This window comes from Streptomyces sp. NPDC002851 (assembly GCF_053591935.1).
Genome location: NZ_JBSFUT010000059.1, coordinates 13,118 through 34,446, shown reverse-complemented (window position 1 = coordinate 34,446; position 21,329 = coordinate 13,118). Strand labels below are relative to the sequence as shown.

General features: G+C 72.5%; 16 protein-coding genes. 4 read left to right on the top strand and 12 right to left on the bottom strand.

The window, feature by feature from the left end; translation table 11 throughout:
- Positions 1–208 precede the first annotated feature (208 nt).
- The 7 genes from ACWD10_RS36360 to ACWD10_RS36330 all read right to left on the bottom strand — a co-directional run bounded on the left by ACWD10_RS36360 (position 209) and on the right by ACWD10_RS36330 (position 8,351).
- Entirely contained in the window at positions 209–1,192 is a 984-nt protein-coding gene (locus ACWD10_RS36360; protein ID WP_451097982.1) for a cation diffusion facilitator family transporter, read from the bottom strand.
- Positions 1,193–1,333: 141 nt separating this feature from the next.
- The gene (gene manA / locus ACWD10_RS36355) at positions 1,334–2,485 is read right to left on the bottom strand and encodes a mannose-6-phosphate isomerase, class I (RefSeq protein WP_451097981.1); all 1,152 of its coding nucleotides are present in this window, start codon (positions 2,483–2,485) and stop codon (positions 1,334–1,336) included.
- 184 nt (positions 2,486–2,669) lie between these two features.
- On the bottom strand, positions 2,670–3,815 hold the full coding sequence (locus ACWD10_RS36350) for an SIS domain-containing protein (protein WP_451097980.1): 1,146 nt from the start codon (positions 3,813–3,815) through the stop codon (positions 2,670–2,672).
- 369 nt (positions 3,816–4,184) lie between these two features.
- Positions 4,185–4,355 carry a Trm112 family protein gene (locus tag ACWD10_RS36345; protein WP_451097979.1) on the bottom strand — a complete coding sequence of 57 codons (171 nt, stop codon included), beginning with the start codon at positions 4,353–4,355 and terminating at the stop codon, positions 4,185–4,187.
- Positions 4,356–4,611: 256 nt separating this feature from the next.
- On the bottom strand, positions 4,612–5,979 hold the full coding sequence (locus ACWD10_RS36340) for a phosphomannomutase/phosphoglucomutase (RefSeq protein WP_451097978.1): 1,368 nt from the start codon (positions 5,977–5,979) through the stop codon (positions 4,612–4,614).
- Between the two features lie 171 nt (positions 5,980–6,150).
- The gene (locus ACWD10_RS36335; RefSeq protein WP_451097977.1) at positions 6,151–7,767 is read right to left on the bottom strand and encodes an L-lactate permease; all 1,617 of its coding nucleotides are present in this window, start codon (positions 7,765–7,767) and stop codon (positions 6,151–6,153) included.
- Positions 7,768–7,937: 170 nt separating this feature from the next.
- Positions 7,938–8,351 carry a DUF3499 domain-containing protein gene (locus ACWD10_RS36330; protein WP_451097976.1) on the bottom strand — a complete coding sequence of 138 codons (414 nt, stop codon included), beginning with the start codon at positions 8,349–8,351 and terminating at the stop codon, positions 7,938–7,940.
- A gap of 334 nt (positions 8,352–8,685) precedes the next feature.
- On the opposite strand from ACWD10_RS36330, the gene ACWD10_RS36325 reads away from it, so the two are divergent.
- Positions 8,686–9,138 carry a metallopeptidase family protein gene (locus ACWD10_RS36325; RefSeq protein WP_451097983.1) on the top strand — a complete coding sequence of 151 codons (453 nt, stop codon included), beginning with the start codon at positions 8,686–8,688 and terminating at the stop codon, positions 9,136–9,138.
- Between the two features lie 96 nt (positions 9,139–9,234).
- On the opposite strand, the gene ACWD10_RS36320 is transcribed toward ACWD10_RS36325, so the two are convergent.
- The 3 genes from ACWD10_RS36320 to ACWD10_RS36310 all read right to left on the bottom strand — a co-directional run bounded on the left by ACWD10_RS36320 (position 9,235) and on the right by ACWD10_RS36310 (position 15,236).
- Positions 9,235–10,803 carry a DUF5719 family protein gene (locus tag ACWD10_RS36320; RefSeq protein ID WP_451097975.1) on the bottom strand — a complete coding sequence of 523 codons (1,569 nt, stop codon included), beginning with the start codon at positions 10,801–10,803 and terminating at the stop codon, positions 9,235–9,237.
- Complete coding sequence (locus tag ACWD10_RS36315; RefSeq protein WP_451097974.1) at positions 10,800–14,681, bottom strand: glycosyltransferase family 2 protein; 3,882 nt, start codon at positions 14,679–14,681, stop codon at positions 10,800–10,802. The genes ACWD10_RS36320 and ACWD10_RS36315 overlap by 4 nt, the downstream gene beginning before the upstream one ends.
- Positions 14,682–14,972: 291 nt before the next feature.
- The gene (locus ACWD10_RS36310) at positions 14,973–15,236 is read right to left on the bottom strand and encodes a WhiB family transcriptional regulator (RefSeq protein WP_451097973.1); all 264 of its coding nucleotides are present in this window, start codon (positions 15,234–15,236) and stop codon (positions 14,973–14,975) included.
- A gap of 765 nt (positions 15,237–16,001) precedes the next feature.
- On the opposite strand from ACWD10_RS36310, the gene ACWD10_RS36305 reads away from it, so the two are divergent.
- The 3 genes from ACWD10_RS36305 to ACWD10_RS36295 are packed head-to-tail and all read left to right on the top strand — an operon-like array spanning position 16,002 to position 18,857.
- Positions 16,002–16,520 carry a cysteine dioxygenase gene (locus tag ACWD10_RS36305; RefSeq protein WP_451097972.1) on the top strand — a complete coding sequence of 173 codons (519 nt, stop codon included), beginning with the start codon at positions 16,002–16,004 and terminating at the stop codon, positions 16,518–16,520.
- A gap of 37 nt (positions 16,521–16,557) precedes the next feature.
- A complete protein-coding gene (gene cofD, locus ACWD10_RS36300; RefSeq protein WP_451097971.1) occupies positions 16,558–17,523 on the top strand; it encodes a 2-phospho-L-lactate transferase in 966 nt (321 codons plus the stop codon).
- Positions 17,520–18,857, top strand: coding sequence for a coenzyme F420-0:L-glutamate ligase (locus tag ACWD10_RS36295; RefSeq protein ID WP_451097970.1), 1,338 nt, complete (start codon positions 17,520–17,522; stop codon positions 18,855–18,857). Before cofD ends, ACWD10_RS36295 begins: the two co-directional genes overlap by 4 nt.
- Before the next feature lie 91 nt (positions 18,858–18,948).
- Here the strand turns inward: ACWD10_RS36295 and ACWD10_RS36290 are convergent, their stop codons facing one another.
- Both ACWD10_RS36290 and ACWD10_RS36285 read right to left on the bottom strand, forming a co-directional pair.
- Positions 18,949–19,986: a DNA-3-methyladenine glycosylase family protein gene (locus ACWD10_RS36290; protein WP_451097969.1), complete on the bottom strand. Its 1,038-nt coding sequence runs from the start codon at positions 19,984–19,986 to the stop codon at positions 18,949–18,951.
- Positions 19,987–20,225: 239 nt separating this feature from the next.
- Complete coding sequence (locus ACWD10_RS36285) at positions 20,226–21,311, bottom strand: sugar phosphate nucleotidyltransferase (protein ID WP_451097968.1); 1,086 nt, start codon at positions 21,309–21,311, stop codon at positions 20,226–20,228.
- Positions 21,312–21,329 lie beyond the last annotated feature (18 nt).

The following is a 21,329-nucleotide window of genomic DNA, read 5'->3' as shown; positions in this document are numbered from 1 at the left end:
CTCGATACCACCAAATCGGGCGCCAAGGGGGGCGCTTCGGGTGCCAAGAGGGGTGCTCGGGCCTCAGCCGCCCCGCGTCGAGGCGGCCAACTACGTACCTACAAAAGAAGAGACGTAAGCCGTCGCTACAAGAGAACGCTGCCAAGCCAAGAGAACGCCGCTACAAGAGAAGAGAACGGCGCAGCCTCTGTGCGAGTCCTCCGCAGCCTCAGTGCGAGTCCTCCGGCGCGGCCCCCGGCCCGCCCGGCGACTTGGCCGGGTCGGCGCCCTTGGCGGCCGTGGTCTCGCTGTAGACGTCCGGCTCGAGGTAGATGACGCGGGCGATCGGGACGGCGGTGCGGATGCGGTCCTCCGCGGCGTTAATGGCGTTCGCGATCTCCGGGGCCGTGATGTCGTGCCGGACCGCGATCTTCGCGGCGACCAGGAGCTCCTCGGGGCCGAGGTGGAGCGTGCGCATGTGGATGATGCTGGTGACGGTGTCGCCGTCGACGAGCGACTGCTCGATCTTCTCGACCTCTTCCACGCCCGCGGCCTCACCGAGGAGCAGCGACTTGGTCTCGACGGCCAGGATGATCGCGATCAGGATGAGCAGGACACCGATGCAGAGGGTGCCGATGCCGTCCCAGACGCCGTTCCCGGTGGCCAGGGCGAGGCTGACGCCGACGAGGGCGAGGACGAGGCCGACGAGCGCGCCCAGGTCCTCCAGGAGGACGACCGGCAGCTCGGGCGCCTTGGCGTGGCGGACGAACTCCTTCCAGGAGCGCTTGCCGCGCAGGGCGTTGGACTCCTTGATGGCGGTACGGAAGGAGAACGCCTCGGCGATGATCGCGAAGACGAGGACGCCGACCGGCCAGTACCAGGACTCGATCTCGTGCGGGTGCTTGATCTTCTCGTAGCCCTCGTAGATGGCGAACATGCCACCTACGGAGAAGAGCACGATCGAGACCAGGAAGGCGTAGATGTAGCGTTCCCGTCCGTACCCGAAGGGGTGCTGGGGAGTCGCCTCGCGCTTGGCCTTCTTGCCGCCGAGCAGCAGCAGGCCCTGGTTGCCGGAGTCCGCGACCGAGTGGACGCTCTCCGCGAGCATCGACGATGAGCCACTGAAGAGGAACGCCACGAACTTCGCTGCCGCGATCGCGAGGTTGGCGGCCAGTGCCGCCACAATCGCCTTGGTGCCGCCTGACGCGCTCATGAGTCCCGGGGTCCCTTTCTCCGTACCTTCTACTGTTCCGTCTGTCGGGCGGCATCGCCCTTCGGGCGTCTCCCACCCTTCAAGCGTGTTGCGCCTGTGGAGCGGTGGGTCATTGTTGCAGCAGTAAGGAAGATGGGAACGTCAGGCCACCACAGTGGCCCGGAAGAGCGTGCCATTTCCGGAAATCTCCGTCTTGTCCCCTGCGGGCACGAAGACCGACTCCCCTGGCGCGAGTTCGAGCTCCCCGGCGCGCACCGAGCCCGCGGTGCAGAGCAGGATCTGCGGCGTACGCGTGGTGAGGTCGCTCGGTGCCGCTCCCTCGGCCAGGACGAAGCGGGAGAGACGGAACTCGTCGATCGGGGTCTCGTAGACCTCCTCGCCGCTCGGGTCGGCCTCGGGGCGCAGGACGCCCGGGTCGGTCGCCTCGAAGCGGACGATGCGCAGGAGTTCGGGCACGTCGACGTGCTTGGGCGTGAGGCCGCAGCGCAGCACGTTGTCCGAGTTGGCCATGATCTCGACGCCGAGACCGTTGAGGTAGGCGTGCGGGACACCGGCGCCGAGGAACAGGGCCTCCCCCGGCTGCAGTTGGACGTAGTTGAGCAGCATGGCGGCGATGACGCCAGCGTCGCCCGGGTACTGGTGCGCGATCGCGGCGTACGGGGCGTAGACCCCGCCCAGGCGCTCGGCCGCGGCCGCCGCCTCGTCGACCGTCACGGCCATCTCGGCGTGGTCGGCGCTCAGGACGGCGGTGAGCATCTCGCGCAGCGCGCCCTCTTCGGGGTGCGCGTGCAGCAGGTCGACGTACGGCTTCAGGGAATCGATGCCGAGACCGGCGAGCAGTTCGGCCGACTCGTCGGGGTGGCGGAAGCCGCACAGGCCGTCGAACGGCGTGAGCGCACAGATGAGTTCGGGCTTGTGGTTGGCGTCCTTGTAGTTGCGGTGCGGGGCGTCGATCGGGACGCCGCTGCGCTCCTCGTCCTCGTACCCCTGCTTCGCCTGCGCCAGGTCGGGGTGCACCTGGAGCGAGAGCGGCGCACCGGCGGCGAGCACCTTGAGCAGGAAAGGCAGCCGGGGGCCGAACTTCGCGACGGCCGCCGCGCCGAGCTCGCCCTCCGGGTCGGCGGCGATGACCTCGTTCAGGGGCCCGCGCGCGAGCCGCGAGGGTGCGCCGGGGTGCGCGCCCATCCACATCTCGGCCTGCGGCTCACCGGTCGGTTCGACGCCGAGGAGCTGGGGGATCGCGGTCGTCGAACCCCAGGCGTAGGGGCGAATGGTGTTGGTGAGGCGGTCCATGGCGGCTTCTTTCGGCTTCGTACGGGTGTCGCTGTCGCGGTGCCGCGGGGCCCCGTCGTCGGGGTCGGCGCGGTGCCGCTCTTCCGGCGGCAACGGACGCGCTGCGGGCCCCGGTCAAGCGCGTTCGGGCTGTGCGTGGGTGCGCTCTTCGGCCTGCGGTACGCGGGTCAGTTGCCGTCGACCGTCATCTTCGGCCCCCTGAAGCGAGCGCCAGGTAAACGGCGGCGAAATCCGTGACGGCGATCAGTTCCGCGAGGACGTCGAGCTCGTCCTGCGGTGAGTCCTCGTCGGGGGCGAGTTCGCTGATCGGAACATCGTGGCCGAGGGCGAGTTCGCGAGCGGCGGGGGCCGCGGTGAACTCGCCCACGGAACCGTCGCGCAGCAGCAGCACGCGCGCGTGCATGGCGCCTTCCGGAACCTCGACCCGGTCGCGGAAGAAGTCGTCGGGGTCGGCCGCCGCGGCCAGGGTTCCGGTGAGCAGGGAGCCGTGGGCGGGCAGCGCTTCGGGCAGCTCGGCGGCGAGCGCGGGCAGGCCGGACAGCTCGGCGAGGAGCGTGGCGAGGCGGCGGCCGGTGGGGGACGCGGCGGTTCCCTCGGTCCAGATCAGCGGCAGTGTCTCGGCCAGTTCGGCGGCGAGGGTCTTGGCGGGATTGCTGTACGTCGCGATGGCGGGGCCGCAGCGCTCGGCGGTGGCGTCGAGACGGTCGGCGAGGAGCAGTACCTCCTCCCGCGACGCGGTGATGAGGCCGGTCCGGTCGAGGAGCAGGAGCAGCGGCGTGAGCAGGGCCCACAGGGCGTCCGTGCCCATGGTGGCGGTCTCGTCGTACTCGGCGTAGGGCGGGGTCGCCATGGACACCGAGAGGCCGTGCTTCGCCCCGATGGAGGCGGTCAGCGGGGCACGGGCGGGGGCCACGGAGACGACGGTGCAGCCGCGCCGGTATGCCTGGTCGGCGAGGACTTCGAGGCCGGCCTCGGTGCCGTCCGGGGTGGCGATCAGGAGCAGGTCGACCGAGCCCGCCCAGCGGGGCAGCGTCCAGCGGAGGGCGCCGGCCGCGGGGGCGACGCCGCTGGGGCGCAGCAGGATGACGGGGCAGGCGGCACCGGCGAGGGCGCCGAGTACGTCGGCGACGCAACCGGCGGCGGTGCCGGGGCCGGCGATGAGGACGGAGCGAGGGCGGCCGTCCGGGCGGAGCTCGGTGATGCCCGCCTCGGCGGCGTGCCGGACCGCGGCACGGACGCGTGCGCCGGATTCCGCGGCGCCGCGGAGCAGGTCGTGGCGGTCGGCCCGGGCCAGCGCCTCGGGGTCGTCGAGGAGCGATTCGTCGAGCACGGGGTGGATCTCCGATCGCCGGGTTCCGGGGGACGGGGTGAGTGCTCCTGGGCGGCGGCTGGTCTCAGGGCGCTCTTTGGGCCTGGGGCCGGGTGTGGTGGGGCTGGTTGGTGGGACTGGTGGTGTTTTGGCGAGGTTTGGGGCGCTTTGGTGAGGCGCGTTGTCGTTAGGGCTGGTCGGGTGGTGGGCACTTGGGCTTGGGCTCTCGGGCCTCGGGGCGCTTGGGGCTGGTGGGAGCCGGGACCTCCGGGTGGCCGCAGGCACCGTCCTCGCCGGACGGCCTCGCGCCCGCACCTGCCGCGGCCCCGCCTGCGTCGGCCCGCGTCCGCCGCCCGCGCACGACCGTGCCCGGTCCGGCGGCGGCCGGGCCTACGCGGGGCGGCGGGCCTCGTCGACGAGGAGTACGGGGATGCCGTCCTTGACCGGGTAGGCGAGGCCACAGCCCTTTCCGGTGCAGATCAGCTCGGCGTCCGCCTCCTTGAGGGGGGCGTGACAGGCCGGACAGGCGAGGATCTCCAGGAGGCCGGCTTCGAGCGGCATGGGGGTTCCCTTCGGACGGCAGACCACCGGTCGGAACCGGCAGCGCAACTACGGATGCGGCCTCGTCAGCCTACCGCCGGGAAGGGCAGGGTGCCGGGTCGTGAGGGCCGGTGGAGGGGCCGGTGGGAGGCGCGGGGAGGCACCCAACCCGAGCCCGTACGAGGATCTGCGCGAGCCCGTACGCGGACCCAACCCGAGCCCGCACGCGCATCCGCGCGAACCCGCACACGGACCCAACCCGAGCCCGTACGCGGACCTACGCGCGCACGAGCGCGAGGACCTCGTCCCGCACCCTGGCCATGGTCTCCTCGTCCCGCGCTTCTACGTTCAGCCGGAGCAGCGGCTCGGTGTTGGACGGACGCAGGTTGAACCACCAGTCGGCGGCGGTCACCGTCAGACCGTCCAGCTCGTCGAGCTCGACGCCCTCACGGCCCGTGTACGCCGCCTTGACCGCCGCCGCGCGGTCGGCCTGGTCCGCCACGGTCGAGTTAATTTCGCCCGAGCCGACGTACCGGTCGTACTGCGCCACCAGTTGCGACAGCGGACCGTCCTGCCCGCCGAGCGCCGCCAGGACGTGCAGGGCCGCGAGCATGCCCGTATCCGCGTTCCAGAAGTCGCGGAAGTAGTAGTGCGCCGAGTGCTCGCCGCCGAAGATGGCGCCGGACTTGGCCATCTCCTCCTTGATGAAGGAGTGCCCCACGCGCGTGCGCACGGGCGTGCCGCCGTTCTCGCGCACCACCTCGGGCACTGACCACGAGGTGATCAGGTTGTGGATCACCGTGCCCTTGCCGCCCTGCTTGGCCAGCTCGCGCGCCGCCACCAGCGCCGTGATCGCCGAGGGCGACACCGGCTCGCCGCGCTCGTCCACCACGAAGCAGCGGTCCGCGTCCCCGTCGAAGGCCAGGCCGAGGTCGGCGCCCTCGGCGCGGACCCGCTTCTGCAGGTCCACGATGTTGGCCGGATCCAGCGGGTTGGCCTCATGGTTCGGGAATGTGCCGTCCAGCTCGAAGTACATGTCGACCAGCTCGATGGGCAGCCCGCCGAACACGGTGGGGACCGTGTGCCCGCCCATGCCGTTGCCCGCGTCCACCACGACCTTCAGGGGCCGGATCGACGTCAGGTCGACCAGCTTGCGCAGATACGCCGCGTAGTCGGCCAGGGTGTCCCGCTGGGTGATCGCGGCAGGCGTCGCCGCAGGAGTGGGCGCACCCGTCCCGGACCACTCCTCCACCAGGGCGCGGATCTCCGCAAGTCCCGTGTCCTGCCCGACCGGTGCCGCGCCCGCCCGGCACATCTTGATGCCGTTGTACTGCGCCGGATTGTGCGAAGCCGTGAACATCGCGCCCGGCAGATCAAGCGCCCCGGAGGCGTAGTACAGCTGGTCCGTGGAGCACAGGCCGATCTCCGTGACCGCCACGCCGCGCGCCGCCGCGCCACGCCCGAACGCGCGCGAGAGCCCTGGCGACGAGGGCCGCATGTCGTGCCCGACCACGATCGCGTCCGCCCCCGTGACCTGCGCGAAGGCCGCGCCGAACAGCTCGGCGAGCGCCTCGTCCCACTGGTCCGGGACCACCCCGCGGACGTCGTACGCCTTCACGATCTGCGAAAGATCAGCCACGGCCAACCCTCTCCTGGATTTCAGTGCGGTCAGCCAAACGTACCTGCACCCACTGACAGCGAGAGCCCGACCTGTCCAGGTCGCTCCCGGAACATCCAGCGGCCGCCGCCCGGTCACCCGCAGGGCACCTCTCGGACACCCACGCCGCAGCCTCAACGGGCCTCCCAGCGCGCTTCCTCAGGGCAGCATCCAGCCGAGGGCGGCCGTGCTCTGGCCGACCACGATCAGGCACATCACGGCAAGCAGGCCGAGGCTCCAGGGCAGCACCTTGCGCAGCAGGTCGCCCTCCTTGCCCGCGAGCCCGACCGCCGCGCAGGCGATCGTCAGGTTCTGCGGCGAGATCATCTTGCCGAGCACGCCGCCGGAGCTGTTCGCCGCCGCGAGCAGGTCCGGGGAGAGCCCGGACTGGCGCGCGGCTGTCACCTGCAGCGCCCCGAAGAGCGCGTTGGCGGACGTATCGGATCCGGTGACCGCGACCCCGAACCAGCCGAGCACCGGGGACAGGAACGCCAGACCGGCACCAGCGGCGGCCACGAAGTGGCCGATGACGGCGGCCTGTCCGGAGAGGTTCATGACGTATGCGAGCGCCAGTACAGAAGTAACGGTGAGGATCGCGAACCGCAGCTCTTGGACGGTGGCCGCCCACTCACGCACCGCCACGCGCGCGTGCACCCCGAGAACGGCCGCCGTGCCGACGCCCGCGAGCAGCACGAGGGTGCCGCCGGTCGACAGCAGCGGCAGCGAGAAGACATTGCCGGCGACCGGCTCGCCCTCGGGGTCGACGACGTTCAGGAACGGCCACGCGAAGGTGCGGGTGGCCCCGGCGAGGAGGTTCTTGACGGCCGGTATCTGGGCGAGCGAGAAGACGGCCACGATCAGGGCGTACGGGGCGTAGGCCCGCACCACGTCGCCGCGCGGGTCCTCGGTGTCCAGGTCCTCGCTGCGTACGCCGGTGAGCACCGCGCTCCGTACCGGCTCGGTGGCCGGCTTGCGCGCGCCCGGCACCGCGACCAGGGCGGCCGCGCCCACCAGGGCGGCGCCGATGTCCGCCAGCTGCGCCGAGACGTAGTTGGCGGCCACGAACTGTGCGGCGGCGAAGGCGAATCCGCACGCGAGGGCGGGCACCCAGGTCTCCCGGAGGCCGCGCCTTCCGTCCACCAGGGCGACCAGGGCCAGCGGCACGACGAGCGCGAGCAGCGGCGTCTGACGGCCGACGACCGAGGCGACGGAGTCCAGCGGCAGGCCGGTCACCTGAGCGAGCGTCACCACCGGGGTGCCCATGGCGCCGAAGGCCACCGGCGCGGTGTTGGCCACAAGAGAAACGATGGCCGCCTTCGTCGGCGCGAAGCCGAGCGCGACCAGCATCACGGCGCTGATGGCGACGGGCGCGCCGAACCCGGCCAGCGCCTCCAGGAGCGCGCCGAAGCAGAACGCGATGACCAGCGCCTGTATGCGCGGGTCGGCGGAGATCCGCCCGAAGGAGCGGCGCAGGACGTCGAAGTGCCGGGTGTGGACCGTCATCCGGTACACCCACAGGGCGTTGACCACGATCCACATGATCGGGAAGAGCCCGAAGAGCACGCCCTGCGCGCCGCTGGAGAGCGTCTGGCCGAGCGGCATGCCGTACGCGAGCCAGGCGACCAGGACCGCGACGCCGAGCCCGGCGAGCCCGGCCAAGTGCGCCTTCATACGGACGGCCCCGAGCAGGACCAGGACGGTGACGAGGGGCAGCGCGGCGATCAGCGCGGACAGGCCGAGCGAGCCTGCGACGGGTTCCAGCTCCTGCACGAACACACGGGCCTCCTGGCTCCCGTGACGCTCCGTCGCCTCCACCGCTCCGGAATGCCGAAGGCGATCTTTCACGGGTGGCGGAATCGTCGTGTTCGCGACAACGGGAAGTCAATGCCCATACAGGACTGATTGTTGAAGGGAAAACTTCGTGCGCTACAGCAGAAGGGCGCTCACTACTCGGGCGAGCGCAGCACGCGCAGATGACCGCGGCGTGCGACCTCCATCGGATCCGCCCCTCCGCCTCCGGCCTCGGCCGCGCGCTGCTGCGGGCGAGCCGCTTCCCGCACCGCGTTGGCCAGGGCCTCGAGGTCGTCTCCGCTGGGGCGGCCCGCCTCCGCGCCGTCGGCGAGCCGGACGACCTCCCAGCCGCGCGGGGCGGTGAGGCGCTCGGAGTGCTCGGCGCACAGGTCGTAGCAGTGGGGTTCGGCGTAGGTGGCGAGCGGGCCGAGGACCGCGGTCGAGTCGGCGTAGACGTACGTCAGCGTCGCGACGGCGGGACGGCCGCAGGCGGTGCGCGAACAGCGACGTACAGGGCTCACGACGTTGGACGGTACCGCACTCTTGAGCGGGCCGCGACGAATCTCCACGAGGTCACTCCACCGTGTCGCACTGTGATCCTGCCCACGCACCCTCCCTGACTGACCCCACTGACCTGCGTGAACCTCAAGGGGCACAAGGGCCACAGGTGTTGAATCCGGTCTCCACTCGATGCAAATGCCGTCAAATGCCTTGAGCCACGCGGTCTTGGAGAGATACGTAATCGAGCCCAAGGATGGCCGGAATGGTCATAGAGCGACAGGCTGCCCGCCGCCCGAGCGGTCGGTCCGCGGCGGCGCCCGGGCCCGCGGCCGCGGCTTCCGGACCGCCTTCACGCGCGCGTGGCAGCCGACTGTCGGTGCGGAGGTCTACGCTTCGTCAGTGATGGACAAGCCCGTACCGCCCCGCACCACCGAGCCCAGGCCCCGCCGCCGCGACCGCCACGGGAGGGGCATGCGCGGCCCCGTAGCGCCGCCGCAGGTGCCGCTCTCGGCCAGCCGCGGCGAAGTCTTCATGGACCTCGTGCAGGACTCGGTGGAGCGCCTGGAGCGGCGCTGGCCGCAGCTCTCCGAGATCGACTTCCTGGTGCTCGACGTGCCGCGCCTGGACAGCGCCCCGGACGACGACTGGGAGGCCGGGACGGTGCCGCTCGGCGGCACGATCCCCGCGCGCGACGACCGGCCCGCGCGGATCGTGATCTACCGGCGCCCGGTGGAGATCCGCACCAAGACCCGGGACGAGCGCGCCGCCCTGGTGCACGAGGTCGTCGTGGAACAGGTGGCCGAACTCCTCGGCCTGTCACCGGAGTCGGTCGACCCGCGGTACGGCGAGGACTGAGGCCGCAGCCCTCATCGGCCCGGACCGACCCGAGCCGGGCAAGCCGACCGGTCGACCGAGCCGACCCGGCCGACCAGAGCTCGTCGCCGCCTACTTCTACTTCTGCAGTACCGACAGGTCCTGCTCCGCCTTCGGTACGACGACCGTCCCGCGGTCGTCGGGCAGCGTCTGCACCGTGAACATCGGCACGCCGTCCTGCGGCAGCTCCAGGGTGCGGGCCACGTGCACCGTGCCCGCCAGGCGCTCCACGGTCAGCGCGTACGGCCCCTTGAGGCCGGACGGCACCGGAGGCGCGACGAGACGTGTCGTACCGCCCTTGACCGTGTACGTCTTCGTCACCGGGGAGCCGCCTTCGGCACCCGCCGACGCGGTGACCTTGACCTTCGCGTCCGCCTTACCCGGGGCCACGAGGGACAGCGTCGAGCCCTTGGCGCGGTTGTCGGCGGCCGTGGCGCGGGCCTCGACGGGGCCGGTGGCCGGGATGAACGCCATCTCCTGCTCGGCGCCCTTGCCCCGGGTCACCCGCAGCGCCGCCACCACAGGTGTCGCGTCGTCGGTCGGCGTGAGCACCAGCGAGCCCGGCTCGCCCTTGGTGATGTCCCCGAGGTCGACGGCGGCCGTCATGCCGCTCTTGATGTGCAGGGACTCGTGGCCGGCCGGGGTGATCGAGCCGTTCTTGCCCGCCAGGGACAGCTTCAGGTCGGCGTCGTCCTCGCCGGGCGCGAAGGCCACGAGGCGGACCGAGGAGGCGTCCTTGGGGATGCCCGGCAGCACGACGCTCCCCGCAGGGTCGGTGGACGCGGGCAGCCAGTCGGTGCCGAGCTTGTCGTCGGAGGCCTGCACGACCGCGCCGACCCGGCCGGTGCGGGCCGTGACATGAGCGGTCAGGTTGATCTCCGGGTGGTCCACCAGGGTGGACAGAAGCACCGGGACGCTGGAATGCGGCGGGACCTGGATGTCCTCGCCCGCCTCGGACTTGACGGCGCCCTCCGGCCCGAACAGCTCAATGTCCACGACGGCCGCGGCATCGTCGGGGTTGGTCAAGTGCACATAGTCGCTGCGGTCCTTGGCGGCACTCATCGCCGGGAACCAGAAGTCCGTGTCGGCCGTTGAACAGGTGACCCCGGCAAGGCCGCGGCCCCCGCCCGCCGTGACCGTCGTGGTCTGCTGCACGGTCCAGCCGGGCGCGAGCGCGCCGTCGGCCGAGCCGATGAGCGCGGGGGCGTCGCCGCCGGACGCCTCGCCGGTCATCGGTTTGCCCGGCTCCTTGGACCGCAGAAAGGGCGTGCCCAGGTCCGATCCCCCGGCACGCGCTTCCCCGCCCTTATCGTCCTTGTCGCCCTCGTCGGCCTTCCCGTCCCGGGCGTCCTTGTCGCTGCCCTTGTCGTCGTCCTCCGCCGCGCGGGCGGCCTCGAAGAGTTCGGCGCTGCCCTTGCTCCCGGCGCCGCCAGAGGACTTGGGCGTGAAGGAGGTGTACGCCGTCTCCGCGAGCTCGGACGTGCTCGGCTCGGGGCAGAGCAGCCCGGACCGCTCCACGGGCTGCCGGGCCGCCGTGGCCTTGCCGTCGCCCGACGCCCCGTCACCGGGCGCGGCGATCGCGGCCACACCGGTGACGACGGCGAGCGCGCCGCCCGCGGCGATCAGGGACAGGGTGGTGCGGTTCACTGCTGGCTCCCGTCGGGGCGCTCACCGTCGGGCCGGAACTCGGGCCCGCCGTAAGACTGCTCGTAGGACTGCGCGGGCGGCTGCGCCGGTGGGGCCGGCGGCTGCGGAGGCACGGGCTGTGGAGGCACGGGCGGCGGGGGCGGGGGTGGCACGGCCCCGTTCGGCATGCCCGAAGGGGCTTGCGGCGCCCCGGAGTTGTGGCCGTACCCGTCATAACCGCCCGCCGCGTAGCCCTCGCCCGGCGAGAAGGCGTCACCCTCCGGGTAGCCGTCCGCCCGGTAGGCGTGCGGCTGCTGCGGGTCCGCCGGGTACGACGGGTCTGCCGAGTACGAGCCGGGCCCGTACGCATCCGCTCCGTACGAGTCGGCCTGATACGGGTCCGCCTGGTAGGGGTCGGCCTGGTACGCCTGCTGGTCGAAACCGCCCGCCGACTGCCGCGCGCCCTGGGCCTGCCCCTGGGACGGCCCCGGGAACTGCTCCTGGGAGTGCGCCGCCCGGTCGGGGCGCGCGTAGGCGGGGCCGTCCTCCCACTGGCCGTACGACTGCTGCGGTGGCACCTCCGCCAGAGGCGGCTCCCCCGGCCCGGCCGGACCGGCGGACCCGTCGGCGGCCTGCGCCTCCTGGGCGGCGCGCAGTCGGCGGGCCCGGCGCCCCTCCCCCGGCACCGGCTGTGCGGGCACCGCGGCGGGCTCGTCCGGCAGGTCGTCGTCCACGTCGCGGCTCCGCCCGGGCAGCGCGAGGACGACCAGGACGACGGCGAGCGCGCCCTGCGCCCACAACCAGCCGGTGTGCGCGCCCGACGACTCGTACGTGACGTCCAACCGGCCGCCGGACGCGGGCAGTTCGAAGCCCTGCGCCCAGCCGTCGACCGTGGTCTTCTGCAGTGGCCTGCCGTCGAGGGTCGCCGTCCAGCCGTCGGCCACCGCGTCCGCGAGCCGCAGCACCCGGCCGTCCTTGCCCGCGGACAGGTCCGTGTGGATCTCGACCGGACCGGAGGGGACGAGCTCGGGCTCGCCGGACTCGGGCACGATGACGGCGCGCGCCACGGGGCGGTCGACCCGCCACAGGGCGCTGCCGTTGTGCTCGCTGAGCCGGGTCAGGCCGGGCGTGGCGTCCAGGACGCGGTTCATCCCGCGGGGCGCCCCGTCCCGTACGAGGACATAACGCACCGCGAAGGCGCCCAGCTCGTCGGTCTGGTCGGCGCCGGAGCCCGCGACGAGGTGGGCGACGGTCTTGTCCAGGCGGGCGTGGTCGCCGCCCTCCGCGGCCAGTTCGGCATCCCCGAGCCGGACGCCGGCGCCGCGCACCAGGGAGTATCCGACCTCGGCACCCGATTCGCTGCCGAGCACCAGGGTGCGGGCCTGGTCCTCGGTGCCCGCCTCCTCGGCGACGAACGCCGGCACCTGCGCCGGGTCGCGCCGCTCGAGCGGTCCGTCGGCGCCGCGCACCATCCAGGCGACGGCGGCGACCAGCGGCCCGAGCACGGCGGCCGCGACGATCAGCGCGGCCACCGGCTGCCGCCAGCCGAAGCTCTGCTCGGCCACCCGCTCGCGGGCGCCGTCCGCGCCGAGCACGGCGGCGGCGAGGAGCGCGAGGCCCTGCACGAGCGTCGCCGGGCCCGCCCACGTGGAGCCGTTGGAGAGCGCCGCGAAGAGGAAGCCGGTCAGGGCGACGGCCCAGGCGGTACGGATGGCGCGCTGCCGTTCCCCGCGCAGCAGTGCGGCGAGGGCGGCGGCCACGATGCCGACGAGCAGGAGCCCGCCGACGGTCCCCGGCCCGCCGGGGCTGATGCCGAGCAGGTCGAGCGCGTCGGCCGACCCGGCCCCGAAACCGAGCCCCGCTTCGCGGAAGAACCCGAACGGCAGCAGCGACAGCGACCAGGGTGCGAGGACGAGCAGCGGCACCCCGAGCGCGGCGAGCACCCGCAGGCCGTACGCGACCAGATCGCCGCGGCGCAGCGCCAGGACCGCGAGGCCGAGGACGAGCGCGATCGGCCAAACGACCGGAGTGAACGCCGTCGCCAGCGTGAGCAGCAGGGCGTACGCCCAGGTGGCCCGCCAACTCCCGCGCCCGCTCCCGGCCGTCGCACCGCTCGCCGCGACAGCGGCGCGCGCGAGCAGCGGAAGCAGCATGGCGAGCACGGCGGTGCCCAGACGGCCCCCGGCGAGCGCTCCGGTGGCGGCCGGCAGGAAGGCGTACGCGACCGAGGCCCAGGCCCGAAGGAGCCGCGACTCGATCAGCGGCCGCGAGGCGAAGTACGCGGCGACGCCCGCCAGCGGCACGGAGCAGACGAGCAGCACGGTCACGGCGAAGCCGGTGGAGCCGAACAGAAGGGTGGCCAGTACGGCGACGATGGCGAGGTAGGGCGGAGCGCTCTGGGTGCCGCCGGTACCGATGGCATGCCACTCGTCCAGGTACCGGGACCACAGCTCGCCCACATCGGCGGGTGCGGGCAGCATCGCGCCACCGGCGAGGGCGCCGCCGCCGAGCAACGAGCGGCAGGCGATGAGGGAGAAGAGGAGCAGCACCGCGAAGAGCATGGGTCCCGGCTTGCGGGCGAGCCGCTTCACGCGCGCGAACTGCTCGATCTCCAGGAAGTCGGCGTCGTCGTCACCGGGCCCGGACTCGATGGCGCCATGCCTGCCGCCCGCGGACGTCTCGGGGTCGGAGCGGCCGACGAGGTTCGATGCGACATGTTCGGCGGTCATCCGCACGGTGGCGCCGGGCGGCGGGAACAGCGGCCGCAGCTCGGCCGGTTCGACCTGGCCCCTGCCGCGCCGCCGTCGGGCTCCGATGATCTTGCCGGGGCGCAGCAACGTACGGGAGAGGCCCGTGACTTCGTCGAGGGCCTGGCCCGGCACCTTGCCCACCAGATAGGCGAGGGTGCGCAGGAGAGTGCCGAGGACGAGCCGGAGCAGCACCCAGGGAAGGACCGCGGCGCGCGCGTTGACAAGGAGGGTGTAGACCGCGCCCGCCTTGTCCACGCGGTGCGGGCTCGCGGTGGTGCGGCCCACGCAGTCGACGGTGCGCCGCTCGCGCGAGGCGGCCTCGGCGTGCCGGAGCACGGCGTCGGGCGCGACGAGCACGCGGTGCCCGGCGGCCTGGGCGCGCCAGCACAGGTCGACGTCGTCCCGCATCAGGGGCAGGCGGCGGTCGAAGCCGCCGAGTTCCTCGAAGACGTCGCGCCGGATGAGCATCCCGGCGGAGGAGACGGACAGGACCGGGCGCACGTGGTCGTGCTGGCCCTGGTCCTGCTCGCGGCGGTCCAGGCCGGTCCAGCGGCGGCCGCTGTTGGCGATGGAGACGCCGACCTCGAGGAGTTGGCGGCGGTCGTACCAGCCGCGCAGCTTGGGCCCGACGACGGCGACGTCCCGGTTGATCTCCTGCTCGCGCTCGACGACGCGCAGGAGTTCGGCGAGCGCGTCAGGTTCGGGTGCGCAGTCGTCGTGCAGGAGCCAGAGCCACTGCACGGGTTCGCCGTACGGCAGCTCGGGCATCTCGTACGCCTCGTCGCGCCAGGTCCGGCTGACCGGGTCCCAGCCGCTGGGGCGCTTCAGGTACGGCAGGTCATCGGGGGTGAGGACGGGCGCGGTGCGGGCCGCCTCGTCCACGGCGGTGCCGAAGCCGGAGCGGCGGGCGAGGTGCAGCACCCGCTCCGGGCCGATCGCGTCGGTGACGATCCGGGCGGAGTCGTCGGCGCTGCCGGTGTCTGCGGCGATGACGTTCTGCACGGGGCGTTCCTGGCCGAGGAGCCCGGCCAGGGCGTCGGGCAGCCAGCGGGCACCGTCGTGGGAGACGAGCACGGCGGTGACGACATGCCTCGGGAACTCGGGTACGGCAGCGTCGTACTGGCCTGCCGGTTGGCTGTGCGCGGACATCGAGGTACGGGCCCCGGTTCGATGGACTGCGGTGGACGCCGGGTGCGCTGCGCGGGACAGGGGCACGGGCGGCATCTCGGACGGGGCCACACTAACGGCAGACAGACAGGTGCGGCGCGAGAGCGCCTCGTTGAGGGGCGGTGGTCGGGAGACGGGCGGGAAACGCGGTCCGCCGCCTGTGGATAACCACGGGCGGCGGACCGTTCGCTGTGTCGGGGTGTGTGCAGTTGTCGGGGTGTGTGCTGTTTGGTCGGCGCTGGTCGAGGGTTGGCCGAGGACTGTCGAGGCGAGTCAGACCGCGGCCTTCTTCAGTCGTCGGCGTTCTCGCTCGGACAGGCCGCCCCAAATCCCGAAGCGTTCGTCATTGGCGAGTGCGTATTCGAGGCACTCGGAACGGACCTCGCAGGCGAGGCAGACCTTCTTGGCCTCGCGCGTGGAGCCGCCCTTCTCGGGGAAAAAGGATTCGGGATCGGTCTGGGCACAGAGTGCGCGCTCCTGCCAGCCGAGTTCGTCGTCCGCGTCCTCGACCAGCAGTTGCTGGAACAGCTCGGTCATGTGCGCCCCTCGTCTGTCTGTGCAGTCCCCGTGATGCTGTCGTTACCGATTTCGGCTGAACGACACGAGTGAAATTACAAGTGTGCCGATCCGAGCCAGTCAAGCCGAGATCTGCTATTGGGCCCCTTATTCACTCTGCGGAACCAAGGCTTTGCGGAAAGTGTTCAAATCGCCATAAAACAAGACACTTCCCACCGGCCCATCCGCACGTCCCGTCACTACTGAAGAAGGACGCGCCGAACTTTGCTCCCGTTGCAGCAAGGGCGCCGAAGCGAAGCGGATCACAGTCGGATCACGAGACGGCAACGGCGTTTGCCCGCCCGGATGCTGCGCCACATGTCCGGGACGGTTAACGCACAAACCTTTCGGCAGCCAGAACAACCGGATACGGTGAACCATATTCCGCAATCCGGACATCAGGTTGACACCTGACGTGTGAACCGGTCTTCTAGTGGGCATGCTTGCGCACTCGCCGCTCACCCGGACCCACGCCGCTGGGTTCCGCAGTGCTGCCCGGGCGAGCTGTCGCTGTTGCTGTCCCAGCTGTTGAGCCCCTCGAGCTCCGGCCGCATCCCCGACGCCCGCACGGGTCCCGCTCGCTGTCCCAGCGTTCGTACGGAAATGTCGACGGCGTCCCACCGCGCAACCCCGTAAGGGCCACGAGCCCCCGCACGGCACCGCGTCCGGCCGAAGCCCCCGTAGTCTCCGACCGCCGCCCTTGCGCGCACTCCCCGCGCACATCACAGCCGAGGAACCACCGCCCCGATGAACAGCGACAGCGACCTCCAGATCGCCGGCGACCTGCTCGAAGTACCGCACCTGCTCCAGCCCCCGCGCGAACACCCCACCACCGTGGCCGAGTTCGCCGGGCTCGCCCGGACCATCGCCGCCGACCGCTCCCAGTGGGAGCACCTCGTCGAGTACGACGCCACCAGCCGCTGGTACCACCGCCTGCGCACCGGGCCCGGGTACGAGGTGTGGCTGCTCAGCTGGGTGCCCGGGCAGGGCAGCGGACGCCATGACCACGGGGCGTCGTCCGGCGTTCTGACCGTCCTGGACGGGCAGTTGACGGAGCACACGGAGCGCGGCACGCGCGCGCTCGAGGCGGGCGCGCAGCGGGTGTTCGCGCCCGGGTACATCCACGAAGTGGTCAACGACAGCCTCGAACCGGCCGTCAGTCTGCACGTCTACTACCCCGGCCTGACCGAGATGACGATGCACAGCGCCCAATGCTCCCCCGGGGCCGAGGACGCCGAGGACACCGAATCCGCCGTACCCGCCTGACGGACCAACTGTCGTACCCGCCTGACACACTGGCGGCATGCGCATTGTTGTACTGGCCGGCGGCATCGGCGGGGCCCGCTTTCTGCGGGGCCTCAAGGCGGCCGCGCTCGACGCGGACATCACGGTCATCGGGAACACCGGTGACGACATCCACCTGTTCGGACTCAAGGTCTGCCCCGACCTCGACACCGTGATGTACACGCTCGGCGGCGGCATCAACGAGGAGCAGGGCTGGGGCCGTACGGACGAGACGTTCACGGTCAAGAGCGAGCTCGCGGCGTACGGCGTCGGGCCCGAGTGGTTCGGGCTCGGCGACCGGGACTTCGCGACGCACATCGTGCGGACGCAGATGCTCAGCGCCGGCTACCCGCTGAGCGCGGTCACCGAGGCGCTCTGCGACCGCTGGAAGCCGGGCGTCCGGCTGCTTCCGATGTCGGACGACCGGATCGAGACCCACGTCGCCGTCGAACTGGATGGCGAACGCAGGGCCATTCACTTCCAGGAGTACTGGGTACGCCTTCGCGCCTCCGTGGACGCGCTCGCCGTCGTGCCCGTCGGGGCCGAGCAGGCCAAGCCCGCGCCCGGAGTGCTGGAGGCCATCGCCGCGGCCGACGTGGTGCTCTTCCCGCCGTCCAACCCGGTCGTCAGCGTCGGCACCATCCTCGCCGTGCCGGGGATACGAGAGGCCATCGCCGAGGCCGGAGTGCCGGTCGTGGGGCTCTCGCCGATCATCGGGGACGCGCCGGTGCGGGGCATGGCCGACAAGGTGCTCGCGGCGGTGGGCGTCGAGTCGACGGCCGCGGCGGTCGCCGAGCACTACGGCTCGGGGCTGCTCGACGGGTGGCTGGTCGACAGCACCGACGAGGGGTCCGTCGCGCGCGTGGAGGCCGCCGGGATCCGGTGCAAGGCGGTGCCGCTGATGATGACGGATCCCGAAGAAGGCACGGCCGCCGCGGGCATGGCGCGCGAAGCGCTCGCGCTCGCCGAGGAGGTACGCGCGTGAGCGCGCCGGAGCGCCCCGCCGCTCCTACGTACCGCGTGTGGGCCCTGCCCGGCCTCCCCGAGGTCAGGGCCGGGGACGACATCGCCAAGCTGATCGCCGCCGCCGAACCGGGGCTCACCGACGGCGACGTCGTGCTCGTCACCTCGAAGATCGTGTCCAAGGCGGAGGACCGGGTGCTCGCCGCGGCGGACCGTGAGGAGGCGATCGATGCCGAGACGGTACGTGTCGTCGCGCGGCGCGGCGCGCTGCGTATCGTCGAGAACCGGCAGGGGCTCGTCATGGCCGCGGCCGGAGTGGACGCCTCCAACACCCCTGCCGGGACCGTGCTGTTGCTGCCCACCGACCCCGACGCCTCGGCGCGGCGCATCCGCGAAGGACTGCGGGACGCGCTCGGCGTGCACGTCGGGGTGATCGTCACCGACACCTTCGGGCGGCCCTGGCGCACCGGACTCACGGACGTCGCCATCGGCGCCGCCGGAGTGCGGGTCCTGGACGATCTGCGCGGCGGCACGGATGCGTACGGCAATCCGCTGAGCGCCACCGTGGTGGCGACCGCCGATGAACTCGCCGCCGCAGGCGACCTGGTGAAGGGCAAGGCCGCGGGTCTGCCGGTGGCCGTGGTGCGGGGCCTGCCCGGGGCCGTGGCCGCGGACCCCCCGGCCGACGCGTCCGAGGACGCCGGGGCGCGGGCCCTCGTGCGGGGCCCGGCCGACGACATGTTCCGGCTCGGCACCTCCGAGGCCGTACGCGAAGCGGTGACCGGGCGGCGTACGGTGCGGGCCTTCACGGACGACCCGGTCGACCCCGGTGCGGTGCGCCGCGCCGTGGCCGCCGCGATCACCGCGCCCGCGCCGCACCACACGACGCCGTGGCGGTTCGTACTCCTGGAGACCCCGCAGGCGCGCACCCGGCTGCTCGACGCCATGCGGGACCGGTGGATCGCCGATCTGCGCGGCGACGGCAAGTCCGAGGAGTCCATCGCCAAACGGGTCCGGCGCGGGGACGTCTTGCGCAACGCGCCGTATCTGGTGGTGCCCTGCCTCGTGATGGACGGGGCGCACACGTACGGGGACGCGCGCCGGGACGCCGCCGAGCGGGAGATGTTCGTGGTCGCCACCGGCGCCGGAATCCAGAACTTCCTCGTGGCGCTCGCCGGGGAGCGGCTCGGGTCGGCCTGGATCTCGTCGACCATGTTCTGCCGGGACGTCGTGCGCGAGGTCCTCGAACTGCCGGAGAACTGGGACCCGATGGGGGCGGTCGCGGTGGGACGGGCGGCGGAGGCACCGCGGGAGCGGCCCGCGCGGGATGCCGGGGATTTCCTGGTGGTGCGGTAGCGGTTGCTGGCGCGGGCTCGGGTGGTGGCGCGGGCTCGGGTGGTGGTGCGGTGGCGGTACGTCCGGTTCCGCTCCGGGGCCCGGCCGCCGTTCAGAACTTCGCGATGTCCGTTTTCGGCATCTTGGGGGTACGGCGTGCCGGGGTGCGGCCCGAGAGCAGGATGTAGCGGGCCGCGCGGTGGCGCTGGCCGCGGTAAGGCTCCAGGAGTTCGAGCATGCGGGCGTCGTCGGCGTCCCGTTCACCGGCCAGGGCGTGGCCGACGATGCCCGGCAGGTGGAGGTCGCCGACGGTGACCTCGTCGGGGGCGCCGTTGCTGCGCTGGATCGTCTCGGCCGAGGTCCACGGGCCGATGCCGGGCACCAACTCCAGGCGCTTCCTTGCCTCTTGAGGCGTCATCGCCGCGGCCTCCTCCATGCGGCGGGCCACCCGGACCGCGCGCAGGATCGTGCTCGCGCGCTTGTTGTCGACGCCCGCGCGGTGCCACTCCCAGGACGGGATCATGCGCCAGGTCTCCGGTTCCGGCATCACGCACATGCGGTCGGGGGCCGGGCCGGGGGCCGGTTCGCCGTAGCGGCGGACAAGGAGCCGCCAGGCGCGGTACGCCTCGTCCGTCGTGACCTTCTGTTCCAGGATCGACGGAATCAGGGACTCCAGGACCAGTCCGGTGCGGAGCAGGCGGAGGCCGGGGCGGCGGTGCCGGGTCGCGGCGACGAGGCGGTGCCGCGGCTCGAACGCGTCGGGGTCGTCGGCGGCCCCGAGCAGCTGCGGGAGCCGGTCGAGGAACCAGGCCGCGCCCGGGCCCCAGGCCGTTGCCTCCACCGTGGTGCCGCCGTGGCGTGCGGTGACGCGCAGCGTGGCGGGGCCGTCGGGGGTGCGGCTCACCCGCCAGTGGGCGCCGTCCGGGGTGGCGCGGTAGGTGGGGTCTGCGGGGCCCCTGCGCAGGGGCGTCAACGTGAGGGGGAGGTTCAGGGGGGTCGGTGGGGTCCAGGTGCGGGTCTGGGCGTGGGCCTGGGCCTGGGTGCGGGCCGCTGTCCGGGTTTGCGGCCGGGTGTGGGGTACGCGAGGCGGGCGGCCGGGAGCGTGCACCGGGGTGCGGGGGGTGGTGCGCGGGGCGAAGCGGCCTGCCACGGGGTCCTCGAAGGGTCGGGGGTCGGGGGCTCGGGGTGCGGGTTCGAGGGTACGGGGTTTCGTTCCCCGATCCCGCCCCTTCCCGTAACTGGGGCCCGCGGCGAAGCCGCTGATGGATGCGGCGCCCCCAGACCCCCGCTCATCGCGCTGGACCAGGGGGTGGCGCGTAGCGCCTCGGTTGAGGGTGGTGGTGGGAGACGGGTGGGCGTGCTCGTCCGCAATCGCCGGACGGGCTGAAGTTACTGGTCCGACGAGAAGCGGATCGATGCCGCCGGTAGCCGTGCGTCGCACCACACTCGGATGCCGTCGCTGAGTTCGTTGTCCGGGCCCACATCGGCGCCGTCTCCGATGACCGCCTCGGACAGGACCGTGCGGGCTCCTATGCGGGCACCGGCGCCGACCAGGGAGTCCGTGATGAGGGCGCCCGGTTCGATGACGGCGTCGGCGAGGATCGTGCTGCCGGAGATGCGTGCGCCCGCGCCGACCGTGGCGCCCGCGCCGATGACCGTGCCGTCGGTCAGTTTGGCGTCGGGGGCGACCGTGGCCGAGGGCAGGACGAGGCGGTCGCCGCGGCGGCCCGGTACCGCCGGGGACGGGGCGCGGCCGAGGACCAGGTCGGCCGAGCCGCGGACGAAGGCCTGGGGCGTGCCCAGGTCCAGCCAGTACGTCGAGTCGACCATGCCCTGGAGGTGGGCGCCGGAGGCCAGGAGCCCCGGGAAGGTCTCGCGTTCGACCGAGACCGGGCGGCCTTCCGGGATGGTGTCGATGACCGAGCGGCGGAAAACGTACGCCCCCGCGTTGATCTGGTCGGTGACGATCTCCTCCGGCGTCTGCGGCTTCTCCAGGAAGGCCTGGACGCGGCCCGTTCCGTCCGTGGGCACCAGGCCGTACGCCCGGGGGTCGTCGACCCGGGTCAGGTGCAGGGAGACGTCTGCCGACGATGACGCGTGGGTGGCCAGCAGGGCCTTGATGTCCAGGCCCGTCAATATGTCGCCGTTGAAGATCAGGACCGGGTCGTCCCGGCCCGAGTCCAGGCGGTCGGCGACGTTGCGTATCGCGCCGCCCGTGCCCAGCGGTTCCTCCTCGGTGACGTACTCGAAGTGCAGGCCGAGCGATGAGCCGTCGCCGAAGTACGGCTCGAAGACCTCTGCCAGGTAGGAGGTCGCGAGGACGATGTGTTCAATACCGGCGGCGCGGGCGCGGGCCAGCTGGTGGGTGAGAAACGGCACGCCGGCCGCCGGGACCATCGGTTTGGGCGTGCGCACCGTGAGCGGACGCAGCCGGGTGCCCTTGCCGCCGACCAGGAGAATCGCTTCTGTCGCCATGTCGGTTGCCGTCTCTGC

What these genes read in the sequence shown, in the direction of transcription:
- ACWD10_RS36360 (WP_451097982.1), bottom strand. Translation starts at nt 1,192, where the DNA reads ATGAGCGCGTCAGGCGGCACCAAGGCGATTGTGGCGGCACTGGCCGCC.
- manA (WP_451097981.1), bottom strand. Translation starts at nt 2,485, where the DNA reads ATGGACCGCCTCACCAACACCATTCGCCCCTACGCCTGGGGTTCGACG.
- ACWD10_RS36345 (WP_451097979.1), bottom strand. Translation starts at nt 4,355, where the DNA reads ATGCCGCTCGAAGCCGGCCTCCTGGAGATCCTCGCCTGTCCGGCCTGT.
- ACWD10_RS36325 (WP_451097983.1), top strand. Translation starts at nt 8,686, where the DNA reads ATGGACAAGCCCGTACCGCCCCGCACCACCGAGCCCAGGCCCCGCCGC.
- ACWD10_RS36315 (WP_451097974.1), bottom strand. Translation starts at nt 14,681, where the DNA reads ATGTCCGCGCACAGCCAACCGGCAGGCCAGTACGACGCTGCCGTACCC.
- ACWD10_RS36310 (WP_451097973.1), bottom strand. Translation starts at nt 15,236, where the DNA reads ATGACCGAGCTGTTCCAGCAACTGCTGGTCGAGGACGCGGACGACGAA.
- ACWD10_RS36305 (WP_451097972.1), top strand. Translation starts at nt 16,002, where the DNA reads ATGAACAGCGACAGCGACCTCCAGATCGCCGGCGACCTGCTCGAAGTA.
- cofD (WP_451097971.1), top strand. Translation starts at nt 16,558, where the DNA reads ATGCGCATTGTTGTACTGGCCGGCGGCATCGGCGGGGCCCGCTTTCTG.
- ACWD10_RS36285 (WP_451097968.1), bottom strand. Translation starts at nt 21,311, where the DNA reads ATGGCGACAGAAGCGATTCTCCTGGTCGGCGGCAAGGGCACCCGGCTG.